At 62.6% G+C, this 23,190-nt stretch carries 20 protein-coding genes; 5 read left to right on the plus strand and 15 right to left on the minus strand.

Going from position 1 to position 23,190, the window contains the following annotated elements; translation table 11 throughout:
- Positions 1-2 precede the first annotated feature (2 nt).
- Positions 3-1,457 carry a glutamate synthase subunit beta gene (locus AC0L3H_RS10890; protein ID WP_473585445.1) on the plus strand — a complete coding sequence of 485 codons (1,455 nt, stop codon included), beginning with the start codon at positions 3-5 and terminating at the stop codon, positions 1,455-1,457.
- A gap of 34 nt (positions 1,458-1,491) precedes the next feature.
- Here AC0L3H_RS10890 and AC0L3H_RS10895 read toward each other — a convergent pair whose 3' ends face one another.
- Together AC0L3H_RS10895 and AC0L3H_RS10900 are read right to left on the minus strand one after the other, a co-directional pair.
- Positions 1,492-2,727, minus strand: coding sequence for an SGNH/GDSL hydrolase family protein (locus tag AC0L3H_RS10895; RefSeq protein WP_473585446.1), 1,236 nt, complete (start codon positions 2,725-2,727; stop codon positions 1,492-1,494).
- 126 nt (positions 2,728-2,853) lie between these two features.
- Complete coding sequence (locus AC0L3H_RS10900) at positions 2,854-4,077, minus strand: lytic murein transglycosylase (RefSeq protein WP_091594951.1); 1,224 nt, start codon at positions 4,075-4,077, stop codon at positions 2,854-2,856.
- 212 nt (positions 4,078-4,289) lie between these two features.
- Between AC0L3H_RS10900 and galU the strand changes: the two genes are divergently transcribed.
- A complete protein-coding gene (gene galU / locus AC0L3H_RS10905) occupies positions 4,290-5,195 on the plus strand; it encodes a UTP--glucose-1-phosphate uridylyltransferase GalU (RefSeq protein ID WP_473585447.1) in 906 nt (301 codons plus the stop codon).
- A gap of 69 nt (positions 5,196-5,264) precedes the next feature.
- Here the strand turns inward: galU and AC0L3H_RS10910 are convergent, their stop codons facing one another.
- Positions 5,265-6,995: an outer membrane beta-barrel protein gene (locus AC0L3H_RS10910; protein WP_473585448.1), complete on the minus strand. Its 1,731-nt coding sequence runs from the start codon at positions 6,993-6,995 to the stop codon at positions 5,265-5,267.
- A gap of 162 nt (positions 6,996-7,157) precedes the next feature.
- On the opposite strand from AC0L3H_RS10910, the gene AC0L3H_RS10915 reads away from it, so the two are divergent.
- Positions 7,158-8,159 carry a KpsF/GutQ family sugar-phosphate isomerase gene (locus AC0L3H_RS10915; protein ID WP_473585449.1) on the plus strand — a complete coding sequence of 334 codons (1,002 nt, stop codon included), beginning with the start codon at positions 7,158-7,160 and terminating at the stop codon, positions 8,157-8,159.
- A 72-nt stretch (positions 8,160-8,231) separates the two neighbouring features.
- Here the strand turns inward: AC0L3H_RS10915 and AC0L3H_RS10920 are convergent, their stop codons facing one another.
- From AC0L3H_RS10920 to AC0L3H_RS10960, 9 genes are all read right to left on the minus strand, one after another.
- Entirely contained in the window at positions 8,232-8,702 is a 471-nt protein-coding gene (locus AC0L3H_RS10920) for an NfeD family protein (protein WP_128183455.1), read from the minus strand.
- 4 nt (positions 8,703-8,706) lie between these two features.
- Positions 8,707-9,657 carry an SPFH domain-containing protein gene (locus AC0L3H_RS10925; RefSeq protein ID WP_473491101.1) on the minus strand — a complete coding sequence of 317 codons (951 nt, stop codon included), beginning with the start codon at positions 9,655-9,657 and terminating at the stop codon, positions 8,707-8,709.
- A gap of 150 nt (positions 9,658-9,807) precedes the next feature.
- The gene (hemH, locus tag AC0L3H_RS10930) at positions 9,808-10,872 is read right to left on the minus strand and encodes a ferrochelatase (protein ID WP_473585450.1); all 1,065 of its coding nucleotides are present in this window, start codon (positions 10,870-10,872) and stop codon (positions 9,808-9,810) included.
- Positions 10,873-11,019: 147 nt separating this feature from the next.
- Complete coding sequence (locus AC0L3H_RS10935) at positions 11,020-13,050, minus strand: 5'-nucleotidase C-terminal domain-containing protein (RefSeq protein ID WP_473585451.1); 2,031 nt, start codon at positions 13,048-13,050, stop codon at positions 11,020-11,022.
- A 178-nt stretch (positions 13,051-13,228) separates the two neighbouring features.
- The gene (gene omp10 / locus AC0L3H_RS10940) at positions 13,229-13,600 is read right to left on the minus strand and encodes an outer membrane lipoprotein Omp10 (protein ID WP_473585543.1); all 372 of its coding nucleotides are present in this window, start codon (positions 13,598-13,600) and stop codon (positions 13,229-13,231) included.
- Positions 13,601-13,798: 198 nt separating this feature from the next.
- Positions 13,799-15,244: a homospermidine synthase gene (locus AC0L3H_RS10945; RefSeq protein WP_128183461.1), complete on the minus strand. Its 1,446-nt coding sequence runs from the start codon at positions 15,242-15,244 to the stop codon at positions 13,799-13,801.
- Positions 15,245-15,611: 367 nt separating this feature from the next.
- Positions 15,612-15,872 (minus strand): nitrate reductase, encoded by a 261-nt coding sequence (locus AC0L3H_RS10950; RefSeq protein WP_091594877.1) that lies wholly within the window; start codon positions 15,870-15,872, stop codon positions 15,612-15,614.
- A 72-nt stretch (positions 15,873-15,944) separates the two neighbouring features.
- Positions 15,945-16,949: a CobW family GTP-binding protein gene (locus tag AC0L3H_RS10955; RefSeq protein WP_473585452.1), complete on the minus strand. Its 1,005-nt coding sequence runs from the start codon at positions 16,947-16,949 to the stop codon at positions 15,945-15,947.
- Between the two features lie 87 nt (positions 16,950-17,036).
- Positions 17,037-17,417, minus strand: coding sequence for a Fur family transcriptional regulator (locus AC0L3H_RS10960; protein ID WP_473585453.1), 381 nt, complete (start codon positions 17,415-17,417; stop codon positions 17,037-17,039).
- A gap of 358 nt (positions 17,418-17,775) precedes the next feature.
- On the opposite strand from AC0L3H_RS10960, the gene aztC reads away from it, so the two are divergent.
- Positions 17,776-18,759, plus strand: coding sequence for a zinc ABC transporter substrate-binding protein AztC (gene aztC, locus AC0L3H_RS10965; protein WP_473585454.1), 984 nt, complete (start codon positions 17,776-17,778; stop codon positions 18,757-18,759).
- Positions 18,760-18,844: 85 nt separating this feature from the next.
- Positions 18,845-20,056 (plus strand): zinc metallochaperone AztD, encoded by a 1,212-nt coding sequence (gene aztD / locus AC0L3H_RS10970; protein WP_473585455.1) that lies wholly within the window; start codon positions 18,845-18,847, stop codon positions 20,054-20,056.
- Between the two features lie 120 nt (positions 20,057-20,176).
- Here aztD and AC0L3H_RS10975 read toward each other — a convergent pair whose 3' ends face one another.
- The 3 genes from AC0L3H_RS10975 to AC0L3H_RS10985 all read right to left on the minus strand — a co-directional run bounded on the left by AC0L3H_RS10975 (position 20,177) and on the right by AC0L3H_RS10985 (position 22,941).
- Positions 20,177-20,839 (minus strand): aminotransferase class IV family protein, encoded by a 663-nt coding sequence (locus AC0L3H_RS10975; protein ID WP_473585456.1) that lies wholly within the window; start codon positions 20,837-20,839, stop codon positions 20,177-20,179.
- On the minus strand, positions 20,788-21,933 hold the full coding sequence (locus AC0L3H_RS10980) for an aminodeoxychorismate synthase component I (protein WP_473585457.1): 1,146 nt from the start codon (positions 21,931-21,933) through the stop codon (positions 20,788-20,790). The genes AC0L3H_RS10975 and AC0L3H_RS10980 overlap by 52 nt, the downstream gene beginning before the upstream one ends.
- A 171-nt stretch (positions 21,934-22,104) precedes the next feature.
- Positions 22,105-22,941 carry a proton-conducting membrane transporter gene (locus tag AC0L3H_RS10985; RefSeq protein WP_473585458.1) on the minus strand — a complete coding sequence of 279 codons (837 nt, stop codon included), beginning with the start codon at positions 22,939-22,941 and terminating at the stop codon, positions 22,105-22,107.
- Positions 22,942-23,190: the final 249 nt, after the last annotated feature.

Raw genomic sequence — 23,190 nt, forward strand, 5'->3', positions numbered from 1 at the left:
CTATGGGCAAGGTAACAGGGTTTCTCGAGATCGACCGGCAGGTGCACAAGTACCAGCCGGCTTCCGACCGCATCCGGCATTTTCGCGAGTTCACGCTGCCGATGTCGGACAAGGAGGTCGAGAAACAGGCCGCGCGCTGCATGGATTGCGGCATTCCGTACTGTCACGGGCCGACCGGCTGCCCGGTCCACAACCAGATCCCGGACTGGAACGACCTCGTCTACAATGGCGACTGGGACAATGCGATCCGCAACCTGCATTCGACCAATAATTTCCCGGAATTCACCGGCCGCATCTGTCCGGCACCTTGCGAGGAAGCCTGCACGCTGAACCTCGAGGACATTCCGGTCGCCATCAAGACGATCGAGCAGGCAATCGCCGACAAGGCCTATGAAACCGGTCATATCCGGCCCTATCCGCCGGAAAGGAAAACCGGCAGGCGCGTCGCAATCATTGGCTCGGGGCCGGCCGGCATGGCGGCCGCCCAGCAGCTTGGCCGCGCCGGTCACGACGTTCACGTCTATGAGCGCGAGAGCCGGCCGGGCGGGCTGATGCGCTACGGCATCCCCGACTTCAAGATCGAGAAGCACTACATCGACCGGCGCATCGAGCAGATGCAAGGCGAGGGGGTGAGCTTCCATTGCGGGATCAATGTCGGCGTCGACAAGCCGGTGGCGGAGCTGCTCGCCGAATATGATGCGGTGCTCTATTGCGGCGGTTCGGAAACGCCGCGCCCGGCCAACATTCCCGGCGACGATCTCGACGGCGTGCACGACGCGATGCCTTACCTGGTGCAGCAGAACAAGCGCATCGGCGGCGAGCCGATCCAGTCGGTGGCGTGGCCCTCGCCGCCGATCGTCGCCGGCGGCCAGCATGTCGTCGTCGTCGGCGGCGGCGACACCGCGTCCGACTGCGTCGGCACTGCCTTCCGCCAGGGCGCCGTGCGTGTCACCCAGCTCGACATCCGGCCGCAGCCGCCGGAAAAGGAGGACAAGCTTTCGGTCTGGCCCTACTGGGCGACGAAGATGCGCACCTCGTCCTCGCAGGCGGAAGGCGCCGAGCGCGAGTTCCAGGTGGCGACGCTCGAATTCATCGGCGAGGACGGCGCGTTGACCGGCGTCAAATGCTGCGAGGTCGATGAAAGGCGCAAGCCGATCGCCGGCACGGAATTCGTCATCCGTGCGGATCTCGCCTTCATCGCTATCGGCTTTGCCGGGCCGGCCGCCGTCGGGCCGGTGTCGGAACTGGCTGGCCAGATGAAGATCGCCGTCGACAGCCGCCGCTCGAACAACGTCGAGGCCAATGATCGCGATTACAAGACCAGCGTCGAAAAGCTCTACGCGGCAGGCGATGTGCGCCGCGGTCAATCGCTGGTCGTCTGGGCGATCCGCGAGGGCCGTCAGGCAGCGCGTTCGATCGACGAGGCGCTGATGGGATCGAGCGTGCTGCCGCGCTGAGACCGTCTCCTACTTGCGCGGCCGCCCGGCAGGTTTACGGAGTGATCGCGGTGGTCGTTTCGGGCACGGCCGGCGCCGCAGGCTGCTTCCTTGGCGGCCAGGAAAAATCGTCGGCGCGTCCGGGCGAAGCAGCTGATACCTTGCCCTCGACGAAGAGTTTTTCGCCGGGCCCGTCCGCCTTTGCCGGCGCTGCTGCGCCGAGAAGTTCCGAACCGCCGTCGAGTGCCGGATCGCTGAGCAGCATCGGCACCGTGCGATCGACGGGCATGGGTGTCGGTGTCGGCGCCCCGACCGGAGCGCCGGCTGGCGCATAAGCTGCCAGTGTGCCCGGAGGCGAGGTCATTCCAAGGATCTTCAGCAAGGGTTTTTCGGCATAGAAGGCGAGCTTGCGTTTGCCGGCTTTCGACACACGGATGCCGTCGTCGGTGCGCAGGCGCACCGGCTGGCCGTTGATATCAGGCCCGCTGGTGACAAAGGCGCCTTCCTCGTCAACGAAACCGTCCCAGATGTCGACGAATTCGCCGCCATGGCTTTCGGCCGTCGAGCGGTAGATGTCGTTGAAAGCCAGCATGTCGGAGGTCATCTTCGGCGCCTTGAAGGCCGGCATGCCGACCCACAGATACGGCACCTTGGCCGATGCGATGACCTTGCCGAACGCTTCGGTACGGCGTTCGTATTCCTTGGTCCACGCTTCGGTCCGTGGCTGTTCGCGTTCACCGTTCACGCGCATCTGCTGCCGATCGTTGGAACCCAGCATGACGATCACGGCCGCGGGCTTTTCGGTCTCGATCAGCGACTTGATCTGTTCGGGCCAGTTGTAGAAATCGTCACGCACGAAACCGGACGAACCATTGCTGCGAACGACGATCCTGACCTTGTTGTTTTCGGCAAAGGCGGTGTCGAGACCCTCGGCGAGGCCGGTCGCCATGAAATCGCCGACCACCAGAACGGTGCGGGCATCCGGCGCCTTCTCGACAATGGGGGCTGCCGGCTCAGCCGGCCGGCGCGGCGCGGCTCGCGACTTTCTGACTTTTGGCTTCCGTGGCCCGATCCTCTGAATCCGTCGCGGCTCAATCAGTCGCGGCGGTTCCACCCGCTCGCTTCGGCGCAGAAACAACAAGTCGCGCAGCGACCAGCCACGCCTTTGTTCTTCCTGCGCCACGGCCGGCGTGTGAAAGACGGCGGCAGTGCCGACGGCCAGGACGGCAATAGCCAGAATCAGGATCGGCACGCGACGAAGGATCACACGGATACGCGCAGCCGAAACCAATTACCGTCTCCATCCCTAAGAGCGCCGGACTCTGATACAACCGTGCCGCCGCTCTACCTTAAGTTAAGCATCGGATTTCCTCAAAACCGGTTTGGGTCCGATGCTCCAGGTCTGCCCTATGCGAAGCTAGTTCTGCCTGAGCCATTTGAGCACTTCCATGCTCGGATGTCCGTCCTGGGTCAAGCCAGCCTTCGCCTGGAAGGCCATGATGGCGGCTTTCGATCCCTCGCCGATCTTGCCGTCGAACTTGCCGTCATAGTAGCCGTACTGGGAAAGCCGTTGCTGAAGCTCCTGCCTCTCCTCGAAGGAGAGCTTCGTGAAAGGCCGCTTCCAGTCCTGCACAAGCCCACCATAACCGGCGATTTCGTCGGCAAGAAGGCCAACGGCAACCGCATATTTGTCGGCATTGTTGTAACGCTTGATGACCGAAAAATTCTTGACCATCAGGAAAGCCGGGCCGCCACGGCCGCCTGGCACCTTCAGCGTGGCCTTCTCCCCACTCTTGAACGGCTTGCCGTTGGCACGCGTGACACCCAGCGCTTGCCATTGCGACAACGACTTCGATCCGGCCGGGAACTTCTTTCCGTCGGGAAGGCTGACTTCATAGCCCCAGGTCTTGCCGGCCTGCCAGCCGTTCTTCCTGAGCAGATTGGCGGCCGTTGCCAATGCATCGGGAATCGAATTCCAGATGTCACGCTTGCCGTCGCCGTCCATGTCGACCGCATAGGCCTGGTAGCTGGTGGGAATGAACTGGGTATGGCCCATGGCGCCGGCCCATGAGCCACTGAGGTGGCTTTTATCGATGTCGCCCCTTTGCAGGATCTTCAGCGCCGCGATCAACTGCGTGCGTGCGAATTTCGATCGTCTCGAATCGGCATAGCCAAGCGTGGCCAGCGAACGCACGACATTGCGCATGACATCGTCGCGCTTGAGGATTTCGCCGTAGTTCGATTCCATCGACCAGATCGCCAGCAGGATGTGACGGTCGACGCCGTATCTTGCCTCGATCCTGTCCAGCCACGGCTTCCACTTCCTGGCCATCTGCTTGCCAACAGCGACCGACTGGTCATGGACGCGGTTGTCGAAATAGTCCCAGGCGGGCGCGGTGAATTCGGGTTGATAACGCGCTTTTTCCAGCACGACCGGGTCGGCATCGCTGATGCCCTCGAATGCGCGGTCGTAAACGGCGCCGGAAACGCCGCTCCGCACCGCGGTGGCGCGGAAGCTCGCCACCCATTGCCGGAAACCGGCGTCGGCAAAAGCCGATCCGGTGGGCATCAGCAAGGCAAGCGACAGACTGGCGGCCGCAACGATGCTGGTGAAGCGCTTTGCGGCGTCGCGAACGGACATCTTTTCCTCCTTCTTCATCACAGGAAGATCATTCATCGCCGAACCCGGTTAGCATTTAGTTTACCATAGGTGCCGTTGGGAACGAAAAGGCGGGTTGGCGCTTTACGGACTACAGATTTTTTCTGACCAGCCGTTCCATAATCCCAGATTCCGGCACGAAAATGTCTTGAAGCGGGATTGCCGAACAGCCTTAGAAGCGGATATTTGACAGCATGAAGAGAGTTCGCAAGGCAGTTTTCCCGGTCGCTGGCCTCGGCACGCGTTTTCTCCCGGCCACCAAGGCCATACCCAAGGAAATGCTGACCGTCGTCGACAGGCCAGTCATCCAGTATGTGGTCGACGAGGCACGCGAAGCCGGCATCGAGCATTTCATCTTCGTGACCGGACGCAACAAGGCGGTCATCGAGGACCATTTCGACGTTCAGTTCGAACTCTATGACACGCTCGCCCAACGCGGCAAGGACGACGAGCTCGCCCGCCTGCAGCGGCTGCAACCTTCGCCAGGGCAGACCAGCTTCACCCGCCAGCAGGTGCCGCTTGGCCTTGGCCATGCCGTCTGGTGTGCCCGCGAGCTGGTCGGCGACGAGCCCTTCGCGCTGCTTTTGCCCGATATGATCATGCAGTCCGAAAAAAGCTGCATGAAGGAGATGGTCGAGCTTTATGCCGAGACCGGCAACAACATCGTCGCGGTTCAGGAATGCGAGCCCGCCGAGGCCCATAAATACGGCATCGTCGGCCGCGGCGAGGAAACGCATCACGGTTTTCGCATTACCGGCATGGTGGAGAAGCCGAAGACCGGCACGGCACCCTCCAACCTATACATCAACGGGCGCTACATCCTGCAGCCGGAGATATTTGGGATACTCGAAGGCCAGGAGAAGGGCGCCGGCAACGAGATACAACTCACCGATGCGATGCTGAAGCTGGAGAAGCAGCAGCCCTTCTATGGCTGCCACTACCGAGGACGCACCTTTGATTGCGGATCGCCGGAAGGCTTTGTCGAGGCCAACGTCGCCTTCGCGCTGTGGCGCAGCGACATGAACGGACGCATGGCGGGCGTTATCAGCAAGCTTCTCGACGAGATGAAACCGTCAGAGCAGCGGGGCGCGGCGTTCTAACCCCCGGGCTAATGCATGCGCGCAAAAGCATGCCCTCGGGCCTGAACCGAGGGTGCGCGGCGGCTTGGTTTACGGCTGCAGCGTCACCCCGACAAAGATGCTGTGGGCGGTGTAGTCGCGGCCCTCGATGTTGCTGGTCTGTTTTTCAGTTCTGGCGCGGGTGGTCAGTCCGGCATATCGGTTCAGCCACCATGTCAGTCCGGCCTCGGCGCTCAGCGTCAGATCATGGCCGTCCGACCCGATGTAGTCGCGCCAGTCTACCCCGAGAGCTGCGTTGCCGATCAGGTTGGCACGGATTTCCCGCTCGGCGGTGAGGCGGCCGGAGTAAAGGATGGTGCCACTTTCGTCGGCGGTTGTCGTGCCCTCGACGATCGTCTGCCCGGTGAGGCCGATCGTGGTGCCGCGTTGCGGCGACCATCTGAGGTCGGCGTTCACCGTGGCGCCCGAAATTGCCGGCAGGCGGTCATCGTCGATCGCCTCGCGCAGCCAGCCGGCCGAGAACTCGCCGGCAAGCTTCTCGCCGAGGTCGAGCTCGGCGCCGGCCCGAACCCCAAGCCGCGTCGAGGATCGTTCGAAACCATTGCTGTCGACCCGCAAATCATAGACCCGGCGGCCAATTTCGACCTCGGTGAAAGGGGTGATGGCGGGCGAAATCTCATAGCCGGTGCGCAAGGTGGCGGTATAGAGCGTCGAATCGCGGTCTTTCTGCGACAGCGTTCCGCCCGTCGAAAGCCTGGCGTCGCCGTAGATGTCGTGTTCGACTGCGCCGGTCAGGGCGAAGCGCATCTTGCCGGCATCCTTCTCGACCGCAAGGCTGCCGTCGATGGTCTGGCGCACCGGCTGCTCGGCGGTGCCTTCGATGACGACCGGCGAGGAAGCCGATTCCGGTGCCGCCTCGTAACCGAGCCTGGCGATGGCGCGCAGATCGTTGTCGAAGTCGACATTGAGCGTGCCTTCGACACGGCCGCGCGCCTCCTCAACCTCGTCGCCCGATAGGGTCTTGAGAAAGGTGCCGTAGCCGTCGACGGTAGCCGAATTCTCCCGCCAGTCGGAGATGGCGTTGAAGCGCAGCGTCGTTTCCGACAGCAGGGCCGGCTTGCCTTCGCTGCTTGAATCGGCATTCGATGAGGCCTTCAGGCCTTGCTCGAGCGTCGGTCTGATCACGAACGAGCCGAGTTTGATGCCGTTGGCGGCGAACGGGTCGTCCTCGGCCCTCCTGTCCCGGCCTTCGATGGCTTCGGCGCGCTCGGCGCCCGGATCGAGTTGCTGCCTGTCGGCGGAATCGATGGTCACGGCACGGGAATTGATTGGGTCCGTCTCGGCGGTGTCCTCGTCATCCGTCGGGGCCGTCGTCGCGGTGGCGGCCTGTGTCTCGGCGGCTTCGTCCTGATCGGCTGCGCCCTGGGTTGCGCTCGATGGCCGGCGCGGCGGGACGGGAACGGGGGCGTCCGCAAACGGATCGTCGGTTGCTTCCGGCGGATCAAAAATGCTGCCGGTCGCGGGTGCCGCGTCGTCGTCCTGCACGGCGCCCGGGCTGGCCGGCTGATAGGTGGGCGTCGGCGCCGTGCTCTGGGTGATTGCACCGGCCTGCGCCGTCTGATCCTGGGCAATGCTCAATTGCCTGGCTTTGCGCTGCTGGTCGTCCAGAATCGCCGATTCCGAAACCTCGCCGCGCAGCTCGGTTACCTGGGCATAGGGCTGCGCAGGCCGCAGCAAGGCGAAGACGCTGGTCGCCAGCAGCAAGGCGCAGACCGCCTTGCCGTTTCGTCTTCTTTTCTTTTCAGGCGGGGCCCCGGACATCGCTACCACTGCTTGCGCGGCGCACGCGCGCCATACTTACCGAACCGTAAACGGGGATGGTTAACGTTGGGTTGAGGCGGCGGTCGATCAAAGCCCACTTGACGGCTAACGGATGGCAATTCTGTTGGACAGGCGCGCAGCAAAGCGCTAATCGCATGAGCCATGCATGCGGGATCCCCAGACAAGAAGCGGCTCGATGGGCAGGCTTCGATCGCCTCGGCGCTTAGAACGGTAGCGACCGAGCAGGCCGGTGTCGCGGCGCTGGCGGCCGCGCTCGAGAACGGGTTGACCGAACCGTTCGCGCGCGCCGTCGATATGGTGTCGCATATCGCCGGCCGCGTCATCGTCACCGGCGTCGGCAAGAGCGGCCATATCGGCTCGAAGATCGCGGCAACGCTCGCCTCGACCGGCACGCCGGCTTTCTTCGTCCATTCTGCCGAAGCCAATCATGGCGACCTCGGCATGATCGCCAGGGACGACGCCATCATCGCCATCTCGTGGTCGGGCGAGAGCCGCGAGCTCAAGGGCATCATCGCCTATTCCAGGCGCTTCTCGATTCCGCTGATCGCAGTCACCGCCGGAGAGCGATCGGCGCTGGCGCGGGCGGCCGATGTGGTGCTTTTGCTGCCGCGTGCGCCGGAAGCCTGCCCGCACGGCCTGGCGCCGACGACATCGACGCTGCTGCAACTGGTGATCGGCGATGCACTGGCCATCGCGCTGCTCGAAGCGCGCGGCTTCACGCCGGATCATTTCCGCACCTTCCATCCCGGTGGGCAACTTGGCGCCAATCTGACGCAGATCCGCGAAATCATGCATGTCGGCGACAGGCTGCCGCTGGTGCCTTCCGGCACTGGAATGCGCGAAGCGATCCTCGAATTGTCGCGCAAGGGGTTTGGCTGTGTGGCGATAACCGCTGCGGATGGTGCGCTGATCGGCATCATCACCGACGGCGACATCAGGCGCCACATCGGCAGCAATCTTTTGGCGATGAGCGTCGATCAGGTCATGACCAAGGAGCCGAAGACGGCCGGATCGGATACGCTGGTGGCGACCGCGCTGCAGACGATCAACAGTTCGACCATCTCCAGCCTGATGGTTGTCGAAGGCAGACGGCCGGTCGGACTTGTCCATCTGCACGATCTGCTGCGCATCGGCGCAGCCTGAGCTCGCCTGAGCGAATTTCGAAACTGAGAGACATCAGGCCTGTTTGAAAAGTCGCCTGCCGAGATGGTCGGATCAGTCCAGGACCGCCTCGACCGTCAGTTCCAGATCGGTGTCGGCCGCGCCCGTCACGCGCACCTGCGTGCCGGCCGGCAGGTCGGGGCCGGAGATGCGCCATAGCGTGTCGCCCAGCTTTATGCGGCCGCGGCCGTCCTTGATCGGCTCGTCCAGGGTGGCCATCCTGCCGATCATCTGTGCGCCGCGGCGATTGAGCAGTGGCTGATCGGTGCCATCATCGCGCCCACCCACCAGTCTCTTGCCGACATAGGTTGAAACCAGCGACATCGCCAGGAAGGCGAGAACCTGGATCTGCCAGGTCCAGAAATCCGCGTCCCAGATGAGCAGGGACACCACGCCGATCAGCAGAGCGGCGATGCCGATCCACAGCATGAATATGCCCGGTGCGATGACCTCCATCACCAGGAGGACGAAGCCGAGAACCATCCAAACCCAGGGGCCGAGTTCGGAAATGACGCGTTCGAACATGGCCTCAGGTCTCGCTGGGACGAACCACGGGCGGGCGTGCAGCCTGCCGCGTGGTGCCGGCAGTGCCCTCTGCGCCGAAAACTTCCTTGGCGATCGCGCCGATGCCGCCGAGCGTGCCGATCAATGACGAAGCTTCCATAGGCATCAGCACGACCTTGCTGTTTGTGGCGGAGCCGATCCTGGTCAGTGCTTCGGTGTATTTCAGCGCAACGAAGTAGTTGAGCGCCTGCACGTCGCCCTTGGCGATCGCTTCCGACACCACCTGCGTGGCGCGGGCCTCGGCCTCGGCCGAGCGTTCGCGCGCCTCGGCGTCGCGGAAGGCGGCTTCCTTGCGGCCCTCGGCTTCCAGGATCTGCGACTGCTTGAGGCCTTCGGCGTCGAGGATCTGCGCGCGCTTGTTGCGCTCGGCCATCATCTGGCGACCCATCGATTCGACGAGATTGGCCGGTGGATTGATGTCCTTGATCTCGACGCGGGTGATCTTGATGCCCCAGGGATGTGCCGCCTCATCGACGACGCGCAGCAGGCGTTCGTTGATGGCGTCGCGGTTCGACAAAAGCTCATCGAGGTCCATCGAGCCCATCACGGTACGGATGTTGGTCATCGTCAGGTTGAGGATGGCGTTCTCCAGCCCGGCGACCTGGTAGGCGGCCTGCGCCGCGTTGAGCACCTGGTAGAAGGCGACACCGTCGACGGCGACGGTGGCGTTGTCGCGGGTGATGATCTCCTGCGTCGGGACGTCGAGCACCTGCTCCATCATGTTCAATTTGGAGCCGATGCGGTCGACGAACGGCACGATGAGGTTGAGGCCGGGACTCAATGTCCTGGTATAGCGGCCAAAGCGTTCGACGGTATAGTTGTAGCCTTGCGGGATTGTCCGGATGCCTTTGAAAAGCACGAGCACGACAAGAGCGACAAGAACAAGAAGCGCGATATCGAAACCACTGAAATCCATTTGGCTCTCCCTCAGATGCCGGCCACGGAAATGTTTTCAACGCGACCGACTTCACCAAACACTTAAGTGTGTTTCAGGAACGTTACAATCAGGTGATAGTGGATAACCGGTGCATAGAAAGCCGGTTAGCGGCGCTCGATTGTATCGGCTTCACACCCAACCCGACAGTTCGCGCCGCACCATCGCCTCGATCACCGCCATGCCCTCGGCACTGTCGTTGAGGCAGGGAATATGCGCGAACTTTTCGCCGCCGGCATGATGGAAGGTCTCGGCCGCCTCCCTGCCGATCTCGTCCAGCGTCTCGATGCAGTCGACAGAAAAGCCCGGATTGACGATGGCGATCGATCTCACGCCTTCTCCGGGCAATTTCTCGACCGTCTTGTCGGTGTAAGGCTGCAGCCACTCCTGCGCGCCGAAGCGCGACTGGAACGTGGTGATCAGCTTCTTCTTATCCCAGCCGAGCTTTTCCCGCAGCAGCCGGGTCGTCTCAAGGCAATGGGCCTGATAGGGGTCACCCTTGTCGGAATAGGGTTTCGGAATGCCGTGATAAGAGGCGATGACCATTTCCGGCTCGAAATCGAGGCTCGCCAGATGGCGCTCGATCGAACGGGCGAGCGCTTCGATATAGACCGGTTCGGCATAGTAGGGCGGCACGCTGCGGATCGCCGGGGCGCGGCGCATCTTCATCAGCGCGCGAAACAACTGGTCGTTGGCGGTCGCGGTCGTGGTCGCGGAATATTGCGGATAAAGCGGAAATGTCAGAATGCGGTCGCAGCCTTGCGCGACCAGCCCTTTGGCGACGCTCTCGGTCGAAGGATTGCCGTAACGCATTGCCCAGTCGACGCTGACGCCGGGCAGGTCGCGCAGCGCCTCGGTCAGCTTTTCGCTCTGAGCGCGGGTGTAGGTGCGCAGCGGCGACTCGTCACGCTGCCGGTTCCAGATCCTGGCATAGTTGGCGCCCGACTTCTTCGGCCGTGTGGTGAGAACCAGCCCGTAGAGGATCGGGTACCAGATCGCCTTGTTGAGTTCGATGACGCGCGGATCGGACAGGAACTCCCTGAGATAGCGCCACATCGGCTTGAATTCCGTGCCGTCGGGAGTGCCGAGATTAACCAGCATGACGCCGATCCTGCCCGCCCCGACCGGCGGCTGTCCTGCCGGCAGCGGGTCGAGGACCGTCGCGGCCTTGGGATCGGCAGGGTTGGAAGGCGTCATAAAGGATCTCCGGACACCGCGCGAAACTAGCGATGCCGCGCCGGTTTTCAATGCAGCGTCTGGCCGCACCTTATCTAAGTTTGGGAGGCGAAAGCAGAAAAACCCGCCCGGTTTGCCGGACGGGTTTTCCAACAATGACAGAAGAATTCAGTTTGCGGCCGGGATGGTCAAGGTTGCGCCCACGGGAAGGCGGCGCGGCTCGTAGTCCTGGTTGGCGTCGGAGATCGTTTTCCACCTGGCGCCATCGCCATAGGCCTCTTCCGCCAAATCCCAATAGGTGTCGCCGGCAACGATCACATGGCTGCTTTCGGCCGGCTTCGCCGGCTCGGCAGGCGCAGCCTCCGCTGGTGCCGGCGCTGCCCGGGCGGGTTCCGTCGGCACGGCTGGCGGTGTCGTGGCAATATCGTCCGAACCGGCCGGCGGTTCGGGCATCGCCGGCTCCGCAGTCGCGGCTGGAGCCGTTTCTGCCGGTTTTGCGGGCTCGGCCGGAGCGGGAGCCTCGGCCGGCTTCGCCGATTCCTGGGCTGAATCCTGCGCCGGTTGCTGGGCCGGTTCCGCCGCGGCGGCGGCCGTGACCTCGGTGATGCGGCCCTCGAGCTTCGGCGTATAGGGCCGATGCGCGCCGAGATAATCGGCGACCACCTGTTCGAGGCCCGGACCGTAATCGTAGGCGTTCTTGGCCTTGTCGGCGAACACCTTGTAGCCGTCGCCACCCTGGCGCACATAGTTGTTGGTGGCGACCAGGTAATCCTTGTCCGGATTGATCGGCGTCCACCCGCCGCCTTGCATGACCTCGACCGACTTGACGCGCCCGGGATTCGCGGCGGCCGATTTGTCGAATGAATACTTCAGGCCGGCAACCTGCGGGAAGCGGCCGGCGCCGTCCTCGATCTGGCTGAGACCGTTCTCCAGCCCGGCAATCAGATCCTTGCCGGAAATCTGGAAGGTCGCCACTGTGTTCTGGAACGGCAGCACGTTCAGCACCTCGCCCATGGTGACGGTGCCCTGGTCGATCGAAGCGCGCAGACCGCCGCCATTCGTGATGACGATCTCGACACCCTGGTCCTTGACGCGGTCGAGGACGGCATCGGAGACAAGATTGCCCATCTCGCACTCGCGGGTCCGGCAGTTCTCACGGCTGCCGTCGATCGCCTTGGTGGTTTCGGCGACCTCCTGGTTCTTCAACGCCTCGATCGGCGCGCCGAGCTCCTTGATGCGGGCAAGCACGGCGGGGTCTGGCGTGATCGATTTGTCGAGGGAGATCGGGTCGCCGCTGGCCTGCTTGACGACACCGTTGTCGTCGAACACGACCTTGAACTCGCCGAGATATTTCGAATAGGACGCCGCCTGGACGACCGGCACCTTGTAGCCGTCCGGATTGTCGACCATCGTCGGGTAGGGGCCTTCAGCCTTGGGGTCGGTGTTGGACAGCAGCGAATGGCTGTGGCCGCCAACCACCACGTCGACACCCGGGATCTTGGCGATGACGTCACGCTCGCGCTTGTAACCAATATGGGTGACCGCGATGATCTTGTTGACGCCTTCTCCCTTCAGCCTCTCGATCTCTGACGTGATCAACTTGACGTCGTCCTCGATCGTGACGTTGGGGCCTGGCGAAGCGAGCTCCGGCGTGTCGTTGGTGACCGCGCCGACGACGCCGATCTTCTGGCCGCCGACCTCGATCACAACAGACGGTTTCACGCGGTCACCGAGCTTGGATTGCGCGTTGGCCTTCACATTGGCGCCGAGCACCGGAAACTTGATCATATCCAGGAACGGCGCCAGCGCCGCCTCGCCATCGTCGAACTCGTGATTGCCGACTGCCATGGCGTCGAATTTCATCTGGTTGAGGAATTCGCCTTCGGTCTTGCCCTTGTAGGTCGTGTAGAACAGCGAACCCTGGAAATTGTCGCCGGCGCTGAGCAGTAGCACGTTCTGGCCTTCCAGCTTCTTGCGCTGGTGGGCGATCGCGGTGATCAGCCGCGCCGCGCCGCCGGTGCACTCGCCCTTGGTCTCCTCTTCGGCCGAGCAGGTCGATTCATATTTGTTGTTGCTTTCGATGCGGCTGTGCCAGTCGTTGATGTGCAGGATGTTCAGAGTGTAGTCGGCAAAGGACATGCCGGTCGACAGGCCAAGCGTAGACGCCGAAAGGGCGGCAATGGCGGCGATCTTCTTCATCTTCGTCTCCCGGATGACCTGTTTAACGCCCTCGCTCGACTGGAACGAAACAGCCGGCTTCTCGCCCATGTTCACATCGCGTTTTGGTCGATGCAAGTGGAATCGGGCCCAGCTTTGCCGGCACAAAAAGACGGCGGCCTCAAGCCGCCGTCCTTTGCAAATGCAGTTCAGTATGGGCTCAGGTGCGTCGCGTCAGCACAAAGTTCTGCCCGCTCACGCTGGTGCAATTAAGCTGCGAGGTGGAGATCAACAAGCAGTTGAAGCTGATCGGCGTCTGGCGAATCAGCGAAGTGCCCTGGATTTGGACCGAAGTGCCGCCGGTCATGGCGTAGCTGCCGTCGGCAAGCTTCTGGCCGGTGTCGGTGGCGACGGTCTTGAAGCTGCCGCCGGCGAAGGTCGACAGGCCCGTGCCCTGCGCGTCGATCCATGAGCCTTCGACCGGACTCCGCGAGGCCGATGGCGGCCCGCCCGGGCCGGCGGTGGTGCACGCCGCCAAGGCGGCAGCGGCCGCGACAATGCCGGCCGAAAGCAATTTGCGCGCAATCGTCATCATCAAGATCCTCTCCTCTCGCATTGGCCCGAAAATCGATGCGATTTTTCGGAAAGCACGATGCGTACACTCAAACCGCCAGAGCGTACTTTGTGCGTCCAAATGGATGCACGTCGCTCCAGGCCGCCATCCTTCAATCGCCCGATTTCCAGACGATTGCAAGGCAGTGAGACATTGCTATCGAACAGGGATGCTGAACTATCGAACGAGGATGTTGCGGAATTGCCATGGGTCGTTTTTGTCGAGGTCTTCCGGGAACAGCCCAGGGCGGTTGTCGAGCGGCGTCCAGTCGGTGTAGTAGCCCTTGATCGGCCCGAGATAGGGCGACTGCACTTCCAGGCAGCGCCTGTAGTCCATCTCGTCCGCCTCGACGATGCCGGCCTCGGGATTTTCCAGCGCCCAGACCATGCCCGCCAGCACTGCCGACGTGACCTGCATGCCCGTGGCGTTCTGATAAGGCGCCAGCTTGCGCGCTTCCGCCAGCGACAGCTGCGAGCCGTACCAATAGGCGTTCTTGTCGTGGCCGTAGAGCAGCACGCCGAGTTCGTCGACACCGTCGACCAGTTCGTTTTCATCGAGCACGTGATGCACCGGTTGTGCCTTGCCGGCGGCACCGAACATCTCGTGCAGCGACAGCACGGCGTCGTTGCAGGGATGGTAGGCGTAGTGGCAGGTCGGGCGATATTGAACCTTGCCCTTCTTGCCGCGCAGGGTGAAAAAGTCGGCGATCGAGATCGACTCGTTGTGGGTCACCAGGAAGCCATATTGCGGGCCCGGCGTCGGGCACCAACTGCGCACACGCGTGTTGGCGCCCGGCTGCTCCAGATAGATTGCGGCCTTCGAGCCATGCTTGTGCTTCTTGCCGTTCTTCGGCATCCACGTCTCATGCGTGCCCCAGCCGAGCTCGGCAGGTTGAAGCCCTTCCGAGATGAAGCCTTCGACCGACCAGGTATTCCAGAACACGTTCATCGGCTTCGGCTTCTTGGTGCGCTGTGTGTCGCGCTCGGCGATGTGGATACCCTTGACGCCGGCCTTCTTCATCAGCCTGGCCCAAGCTTCGCGATCGTGCTGCGCGGGCTCCGAGAATTCGAGGCCAAGATCGGTGGCGAGGTTGACCAGCGCCTGCTTGACGAACCACGAGACCATGCCTGGGTTGGCGCCGCAGGTGGAGATTGCGGTCGCCCCGCCGGGGTGCGCGCGCTTTTCTTCGATCATGGATTCGCGCAGCGCATAATTGGTGCGGCTGCCAGTGTCGGCCTTGGTGTCGAAATAGAAGCCGAGCCATGGCTCGACGACGGTGTCGATGTAAAGCACACCCAGCTTGCGACAGAGCCGCATCAAGTCCACGGAGCCGGTGTCGACAGACAGGTTGACGCAAAAGCCCTGGCCACCGCCTTTGGTCAGCAGCGGCGTCAAAAGCTTCTTGTAGTTCTTGCTGGTCACCGCATCCTGCATGAAGGTGATGTCGCGCTCGTCGAGCAGCTTGCGATCGGTATCGCGTGGGTCGATGACCGTCATGCGCGACTTGTCGAACTTGAAATGGCGCTCGATCAGCGGCAGCGTTCCCCGTCCGATCGAGCCGAAGCCGATCATCACGACAGGGCCGGTGATCTCACCGTAAACGGGCCAGTTTTCATTCGCCATTTTATCGATTACTCCCTCAGACAGGCTGAAAAGCCGGGCAAACAGACGCAAAGCGGAGCACTTTTTTGCCCGACCGCCACGCGCTACAACCACAGATCATTGTCATAAACCAGCGAAAAGCCGCGAGCTACGCCGCATTCGTCATGTGGTTAAGGGGGACGACCAGCCGCTGACGGCCGGCCGTCATTCCCCGAGTTGGCCCTTGTAGTCGAGTTGGGCGAAGTCGGCCGCAGCAATGGCGCGGCGAAAGATGTGGCGAGCACCAGCTCTCGTCGACGGTTCCCGATCTCGGTCCCATGCCGGTGACATTCGGTACGCGCCAGAGCTTTGGCCAAGAGGCCGACACCCTGCGCATATCCCGATCCATTCACCCTCGCGGCAGATCGTGCGAGGTCACGTCGGCGATTGCTTTTTTGACCCGGATCGTCTCGATTTTCTCGCCGGGACGCATTATGCCGATCACCGTTTCGATGTCGGGACAGCCATTTTTGCGGCATGCCAGCTCCGTGACGGACACGACGACATCGTCATCGAGCCCGCAAGCCCTGCGAACCCAGAGCTTGATCTGTCTGGTCTTCTCCGGAAGGGCAAGGCCGCGCGGGGCGAGTGGGTTCGCGAGACGGTTCATATCCAATCCCGTCCCGAAGACGAAGGCGCTCGGCAACGGGATAAAGGACGCGCGCTGTCGTCGGCCTTGCCCCTATGCATTCAGCGCCACCAGGGAGTCCATTTCGGCGCGGCATTTGAGGAAGCCGTCTTCGATCAGGTCTTTGGGCAGGTTGCGGCCGATAAATACCAGGCGGCTGACGCGCTTCTCCCCCTCTTTCCAGGGGTGCTGATGGTCGCCTTCGAGCAGCATGTGGACGGCCTGAACGACAAAGCGGTGTTCATCGCCCTTGAACTCCAGGATGCCCTTCATGCGCAGCATGTCGATGCCGAATTTCTGTGTGATCATCTGGATCCACGGCAAGAACTTGCGCGGATCGATCGAAGCTTCGGTGGCGAGAGAGAAGCTGGTGACGTGATCGTCATGCACATGGTCGTGGCCCGCGTCGAGAAAGTCCGGCTCGACTTCAAGGACACGGTTCAGATCGAACGCGCCGCGATCCAGAACCTCGTCGAGTGGAACGTTGCAACGTATGGAATGCTTGATCGCAGCCGTCGGGTTGATCCTGCGAATGCGCGCCTCCACTGCCTTGAGTTCGGTCGGCGCCACCAGGTCGGTCTTGTTCAGTATGACGATATCGGCGAAGGCGAGTTGCTCCTGCGCCTCATGCGCATGATCCAGTTCGCCGAGGAGATGCTTGGCATCGGCGACGGTGATGATCGCGTCGAGTGTCGTCTTCTGCCTCACATCGTCGTCGACGAAGAAGGTCTGGGCGACGGGGGCGGGATCGGCAAGGCCGGTCGTCTCGATCAGGATGGCGTCGAAACGGTCCCTGCGCTGCATCAAACTCTCAATGATCCGGATCAGGTCGCCGCGCACCGTGCAGCAGATGCAGCCGTTGTTCATCTCGAAGACTTCTTCGTCGGTATCGACGATGAGGTCGTTGTCGATGCCAATCTCGCCGAACTCGTTGACGATCACGGCGTAACGCTTGCCGTGCTGTTCGGACAGGATGCGGTTGAGCAGCGTCGTCTTGCCGGCGCCGAGGTAGCCGGTAAGAACCGTGACGGGTATTTTCTGGGAGGCTTCAAGCGGCATGGTCGTCTCCGGATGTTGGATTGCGGATTTCAGCTGGGTCAGGCGCGAGCCGATTGGATCGCCCGTAGACGGAAGGCCGGCGTCTGTTCAATGCGCGCAAGCCTCGCATAGACCCGAAAGCTCCACCGTGGCCGAGTTGGTTTGGAAGCCCTGCCGTCGGGCAATCCGGCGCAGCACCCGCTCCAATGCCGGGTCATGAACCTCACTTGCCCGACCGCAATTCGCGCAGATTGCAAAGGCGGCGCGCCCATAGCTGCCGCATTCGCCGTGGACGCAGAGCGCAAACGCGCTCAGGCTCTCGATCCGGTGAACCAGGCCCTGCTCGACGAGCCCATCCAGAGCGCGATAGATCTGTAGCGGTGAGCGGAGCCCTTCCTGGCGAAGAAGTCCAAGCAGTTCATAGGCCCCCATCGGCCTCTCGGAGCGCGTCAGCGCGTCGAGTACCAGCTGCTGGTTGCGTCCAGGCATCCGCTGTTCCCTCGTATTCCAGGCAGTTTCGAGCACAATGGCGGGCGTCAGTTATAGTATAACATTTTGGATTGACGAGCGTGATAACATAACATAACGGATCGTCAAGAGCGGGGCTGACTTCGATGGCTCCCGCGGAGATGGATCGAATGGCTGCGTGTGTGATCTTTCAAGACCTGACGCTTCAAATCCTGACGCTGGGCCACAACAGCGCGCCTCGATGGGATCGTGCAGGACGACGATCATTTGTCGGCGGGCACGATCCACATTCCCTTTTATCTCTGCCGGGGCGCGCGGCTGCTCGCGACGCGTCCGGCGCATCTCCCCCCCGAACCGCTTGAACAAAGGAGTCGGTCGAATGTCCACGACGCTAAAACTCGCCGCCGTGATAGGCGCTATAACAACGATGCCAATCGCTCCGTCGGTGGCCGCTGCCGAGAACCTCAGGGTTGTCGCCAGTTTCTCGATCATCGCCGATTTCGCCAAGAATGTCGGCGGCGATCGTGTCGACATCGTCACGCTGGTCGGCCCGAATGGCGACGCCCATGTCTACGAACCAAAGCCGGCCGACGCGGCAACCGTCGGTTCGGCCGACGTGGTGCTGGTCAACGGCCTCCAGTTCGAGGGTTTCCTCCAGCGTCTCGTCGAGGCGAGCGCCACCAAGGCGCCGATCGTGGAATTGACCAAAGGTGGCGAGGTGTTGCGCAAGACCGAGGAAGAAGGTCACCACGATCAGGATCAAGCCGCCGAGGGCGGGGAAAAACACGCCGCGGCGGAAGAGGGCCATGAGGAAGGGCACCATCACCACGGCGAGTCCGATCCCCATGCATGGCAGTCCGTGCACAATGCCGAACTCTATGTGAAGAACATCGCCGACGCCTTCTGTGCCGCCGATGCAGCCGGCTGCGACACTTATCGGGCCAATGCCGAATCATACGGCCAGCAGCTCGAGGCACTGGAAGCGGAGATCAAGGCTGCCGTAGCTGAGATACCCGAGGACAAGCGCACGATCATCACCTCCCACGACGCCTATGGCTATTTCGAACACGAATACGGCATAAAATTCCTGGCACCGGAGGGCGTCTCCACCGAATCCGAGGCTTCAGCCTCCGACGTCGCGGCCCTGATCAAACAGATCAGGCAAGACAGGGCTTCGGCAATCTTCGTGGAGAACGTCACCAATCCGCGCCTGATCGAGCAGATCGCCAGCGAGACGGGCCTGAAAGTCGGCGGTGAGCTCTACTCCGACGCCCTGTCGGACAAGAACGGTCCGGCTGCGACCTATCTCGAGATGATGCGGCACAACATCACGACGATCAAAGGCGCGATCCTCGGGAGCTGACCGCCAGCCCTGTGATGGAAAGGCGGAGCAATCCGCCTCTTCATCGATCACAACGAGTTATGTAATAACATTCAAGGAGGATACCGTGAAGACAAATTGGGCGTCAGCCACGGCCATCGCGCTGCTTGTGTCCCTATCAACAAGTGCTGGCCATGCCGAGGAGGTGACCGCATGGCGCCTCTTCATCTCGGACCACGCGGACCCGATGGTGGCCGTAATCGATGCGGTCGATGGCGAAAAGCTCGACACGTTCGAGATCAAAGGGCCGGCGTCGCTCCATCGCAGCGAAAGCGGCAGGACCGTGTTTGCCGTGCAGGGCTCGGCCGGCGTCGTTGCCGGGATCGCGAGCGGCATTTCCTTCGAGGACCACGGCGAGCACGGCGACATCGACGTCGAAGCGCCAAAACTTGCCGGCGTCGAGATCACAGGCAAGAAGCCGTCGCATTTCGTCGAGCATGACGGAGACTTCGCCGTTTTCTTCGACGGCGAAGGTGTCGCCCGCATCATCTCCGAAAAATCCGTCCTGGAAGGCAAGCCGGATTTCAGGGAAGTGAAGACCGACGCGCCGCAGCATGGCGTCGCAGTCGCCTATGGCTCCCATGTCCTCCTTTCGGAGCCGAACCGGGAGAAGCCGGACGAACTCCCGGTCGGGATCAGGGTCGCTGACAAAGCCGGCGCGCCGATCGGCGGCATCCACGCCTGCCCAGACCTCCACGGTGAGGCGTCTTCCGGCAATATCCTGGCTTTCGCCTGCGCGACCGGCCTGCTTGTCGTCAGCCATGGCGACAGCAGCCCGGCGATCCGTCATCTGCCCTATGCCGACAGCCTGCCGGATGGCAAAACGACGACGCTGATCGGCGGCAGAGGCCTGCAATATCTCCTCGGCAACTACGGCGACGACAAGGTGGTGCTGATCGATCCGACCATCGAGAGCGACGCATTCCGGCTGATCGACCTTCCGACGCGCCGCGTGCATTTCGCGATCGACCCCGTTCGTGCAAAATTCGCCTACGTCTTCACCGAGGACGGCCAGCTTCACCAACTCGACGTGGTGAAGGGGGAGATCGCAAACTCGCTCAAGCTGACCGACCCCTATTCGATGGACGGTCACTGGAGCGATCCGAGGCCGCGTGTCGCGGTCGCCGGCGACAAGGTCGTGGTCACTGATCCCCTGCAAGGCGTGCTGCATGTCGTTGACGCGACGTCGTTCGAGAAAACCGGCGACATTGCAGTCGGAGGCAAGCCCTTCAACATCGTTTCCGTCGGCGGCTCCGGTCAGACCCACGAAGGCGAATAGTCGCTCCTCCCAAGCGGCTGCCACGCGTCCGGCCCATTCTTCTCGGGCCGGACGCATCTTTTACAACTCAAGGGGAGACAAGCGATTCGCAATCACAGGTTGTATCGCTTCGATTGCGTTTCAGCCCAGCCGCGCCGGGATCAGTCCGCGCAGTGAATTGCCGACGAACAGCGCTTTGGCCGACTTCAGATCGTCCAGGCTGTAGATTGCTTCGCGGGCGCGGCCTTCGTCCAGCAATTCGCCGCGCAACACGCCAGGCAGCAAGCCGCAATCGAGCCGCGGCGTTGCCAGCACGCCGTCGCCGAAATCGGCAAACAGATTGGTGATCGTGCCCTCACAGAGTTCGCCGCGCTCGTTGGCCAAGAGAACCTCGTCGGCCCGGCTGATCAGATATTCGGCGCGCGCCCGCTGATAGATGTCCCGGCGGCTCGTCTTGTGGCGCAGCAGCGTGTCGCTTGATTGAAGCCGCACCCGCGCCAGTTGCAGCCTCCAGACCTTGTCGGCCGCGTGCGGCTCATAAGGCAGCGCCGAGACCGTCACCTTGCCGCTGCGCGACAGGACCAGGCGTGTACGCAAGGCTATGTCCGGCCGGTCGACGGCGTTCCTGAGCATCTCGCCGACCTTCTGCGGATCGCAGGCAAAACCCAGTTCGGCCGCCGAGCCATAAAGGCGTGCCAAATGGCGGTCGAAACGGAGGAAGCCCTGGCCCGGCTGCCAGCGCATGGTTTCGATCAGCTCGAAATCGGCGGTGTTCCCGTCGCGTAGCGCGCTTTCAGCAGGCACTCCTGATACTCCTCCTCGGCCGTCGAATCGAAGACGACGCCGCCGCCGACATTGTAGACGGCCTCGCCGCTGGAAAAGAGCGATATGGTGCGGATGGCCACCGAAAAGCGCATCGTGCCGCCGGGCGCGATCCAGCCGATCGCGCCGCAATAGACGTCGCGCGGCGTGGCTTCCAGATCGTGCAGGATTTCCATGGCGCGGATTTTCGGGGCGCCGGTGATCGATCCGCATGGAAACAGCGCAGCGAATATCCGGCGGATGGTGAGGTCGGGCAACAACTTGGCCCGCACGCGGCTCACCATCTGGTGGACGGTCGGGTAGCTCTCGATGCGGAAAAGCTCCGGCACCTCCAGCGTGCCGACTTCGCTGATCAGCGAAATGTCGTTGCGCAGGAGATCGACGATCATCCGGTTTTCAGCCTGGTTCTTCTCGTCATTGAGCAAGAACGTCTTCAGCCGCTTATCCTCCGCCTTGGTCGCGCCGCGCGGGGCGGTGCCCTTCATCGGATGCGTTTCGATCATGCCTGCGGCGTCGATCTCGAAGAACAGTTCCGGCGAACGCGACAAGACGACCGGATCGCCGAGCGCGATCAGCGCGCCGTATTTCACCGGCTGGCGCTCCGTCAGCGCGTCGAAGGCGGCCAGCGGATCGCCCGACCATTGCGCATGAACCGGAAAGGTCAGATTGCCCTGATAGCAATCACCCTTGCGAATGTGATTGTGGAGTCGGGCAAAGCGTTTTGCGTAGTCTTCCGAAGTCCAGGCGGCCCTGGCGTTGAAGATCGGGCCGTTGGTCAACGGCGCGTTGCCGGGCACAACCGGCAGTTCGACAGGCGCGTCGAAGATCCCCAGGCAGACAAGCGGGGCGCGGCGTCCGCCCGGCAGCAGCGGAACGAGCTTCGGTTCGAGCAGGTAGCCGGCCTCGTAGGAGAAATAGCCGGCCAGCCATTTGCCGGCGTCATGCGCGGCCTGCGCAATGTCCAGCGCCGGCAGGAAATCCTCTGCCTCATGCGCCACGATGATGTCGGCCGGCTGGTCGAAGACGAGCTGATGAGCGCGCTCGTCATTTCGAAAAATTGCAGAGGGCAGGGGCATGGGACTCGGATGCTGCGATCGATGACGCCAGCTATCGCTCTATATGGCGGCTCGATCGCGCGCAATCGAGAGACCGGCGTCTCAAGACGCAAACGCAGCTAGTGCAAAAGCAAACCGGCGGCACCTCGCGGGCGTCGCCGGTCCCTTATGTGCTCGATGCCGGCAGGCAATTCAGGTGTTGCTCCCGGTCCCCGCGTTCGGGAAGCGGCGCGCGAATTCCTCCTCATCGCCGGCGGCAAGCAGTTTCGCCTGCTCGATCCAGCGCTCACGCTCGATGCGGCCGTCGAAGTTCAACGTCTCCTCGATCCGCTTGACGTCGGCGGCCGTCCAGGCGGCGATTTGCGCATAGGTCGTCACTCCGAGCCCGTGGAGCAATCGCTCGTTGGCCGGACCGATGCCGATCAGGCGGCGCAGATTGCTGGCTTTGCCCACCGCCGCCTTTGTTGTCGCGGCTTTCTTTGCCGCTGGCGCAGCGCTCTTTGGTGCATCACTGGTTTTCGATGCGGGAGGTTTTGGCGCACTTGCCTGCGACTCACTTGCCTGCGACGCGCTCGCTTTCGACGCACTCGTTTTCGATGCACTGCCCTTCGGCGCGGCTGCCGCCTTCACGGCCGCCGGTTTCTTGGACGTGGTCTTTGCCGGCCCGGACCTTGCCGGCCCGGTCTTGGCCGGCGTCGCCTTAGCGGGCGTCGTCTTGGCGGGCGTCGTGTTGGCCGGCGCGGATGTCGCCATCAATGCCGGCGGTGCCGGGATTGCTGCCTTTGTCGCACCGGTCTTGGTGCCTTGCGCCTCGCCCAACTGGTGCTCCAGGTCGGCGCGGGCGCCGCGGCATACTTCCAGCTCACGGGTCAGGCGGTCGGCGTCGGCGCGCAGCCTGTCGCGCTCGCTGCGGGTGCGGCCCATGTCACCGCGCAGGCTGTCGAGATCGCCACGCGGGCGTCCCCAGATGAACCAGCCAGCCAACACACCTACCAGGAACGCCAGGAGCATGTAGAAAAAAGTGCCCATTGTCTCTCTCCAGTCCGATCCATCTGCCGTGGCCTGGGACCTTGGCACAAGGACCATTCAATGGTGGCTCCGCTGCTCGTGGAACAGCCGGCTTAAATCGCGCTGTCGGCGACCGGCTTTCCTGCCATGGCCAACGGCGCTGTCGCAATCGTCGAAGCGCCGTGACCGGCCGAAGATTTGGCCGCGCCGACTGAGCTTGAGGCGGGACGCTATCATACAGCTTCCGGAAAGCTAACGGAAAAATTCCAC

This window comes from Mesorhizobium sp. WSM4816, assembly GCF_055811535.1.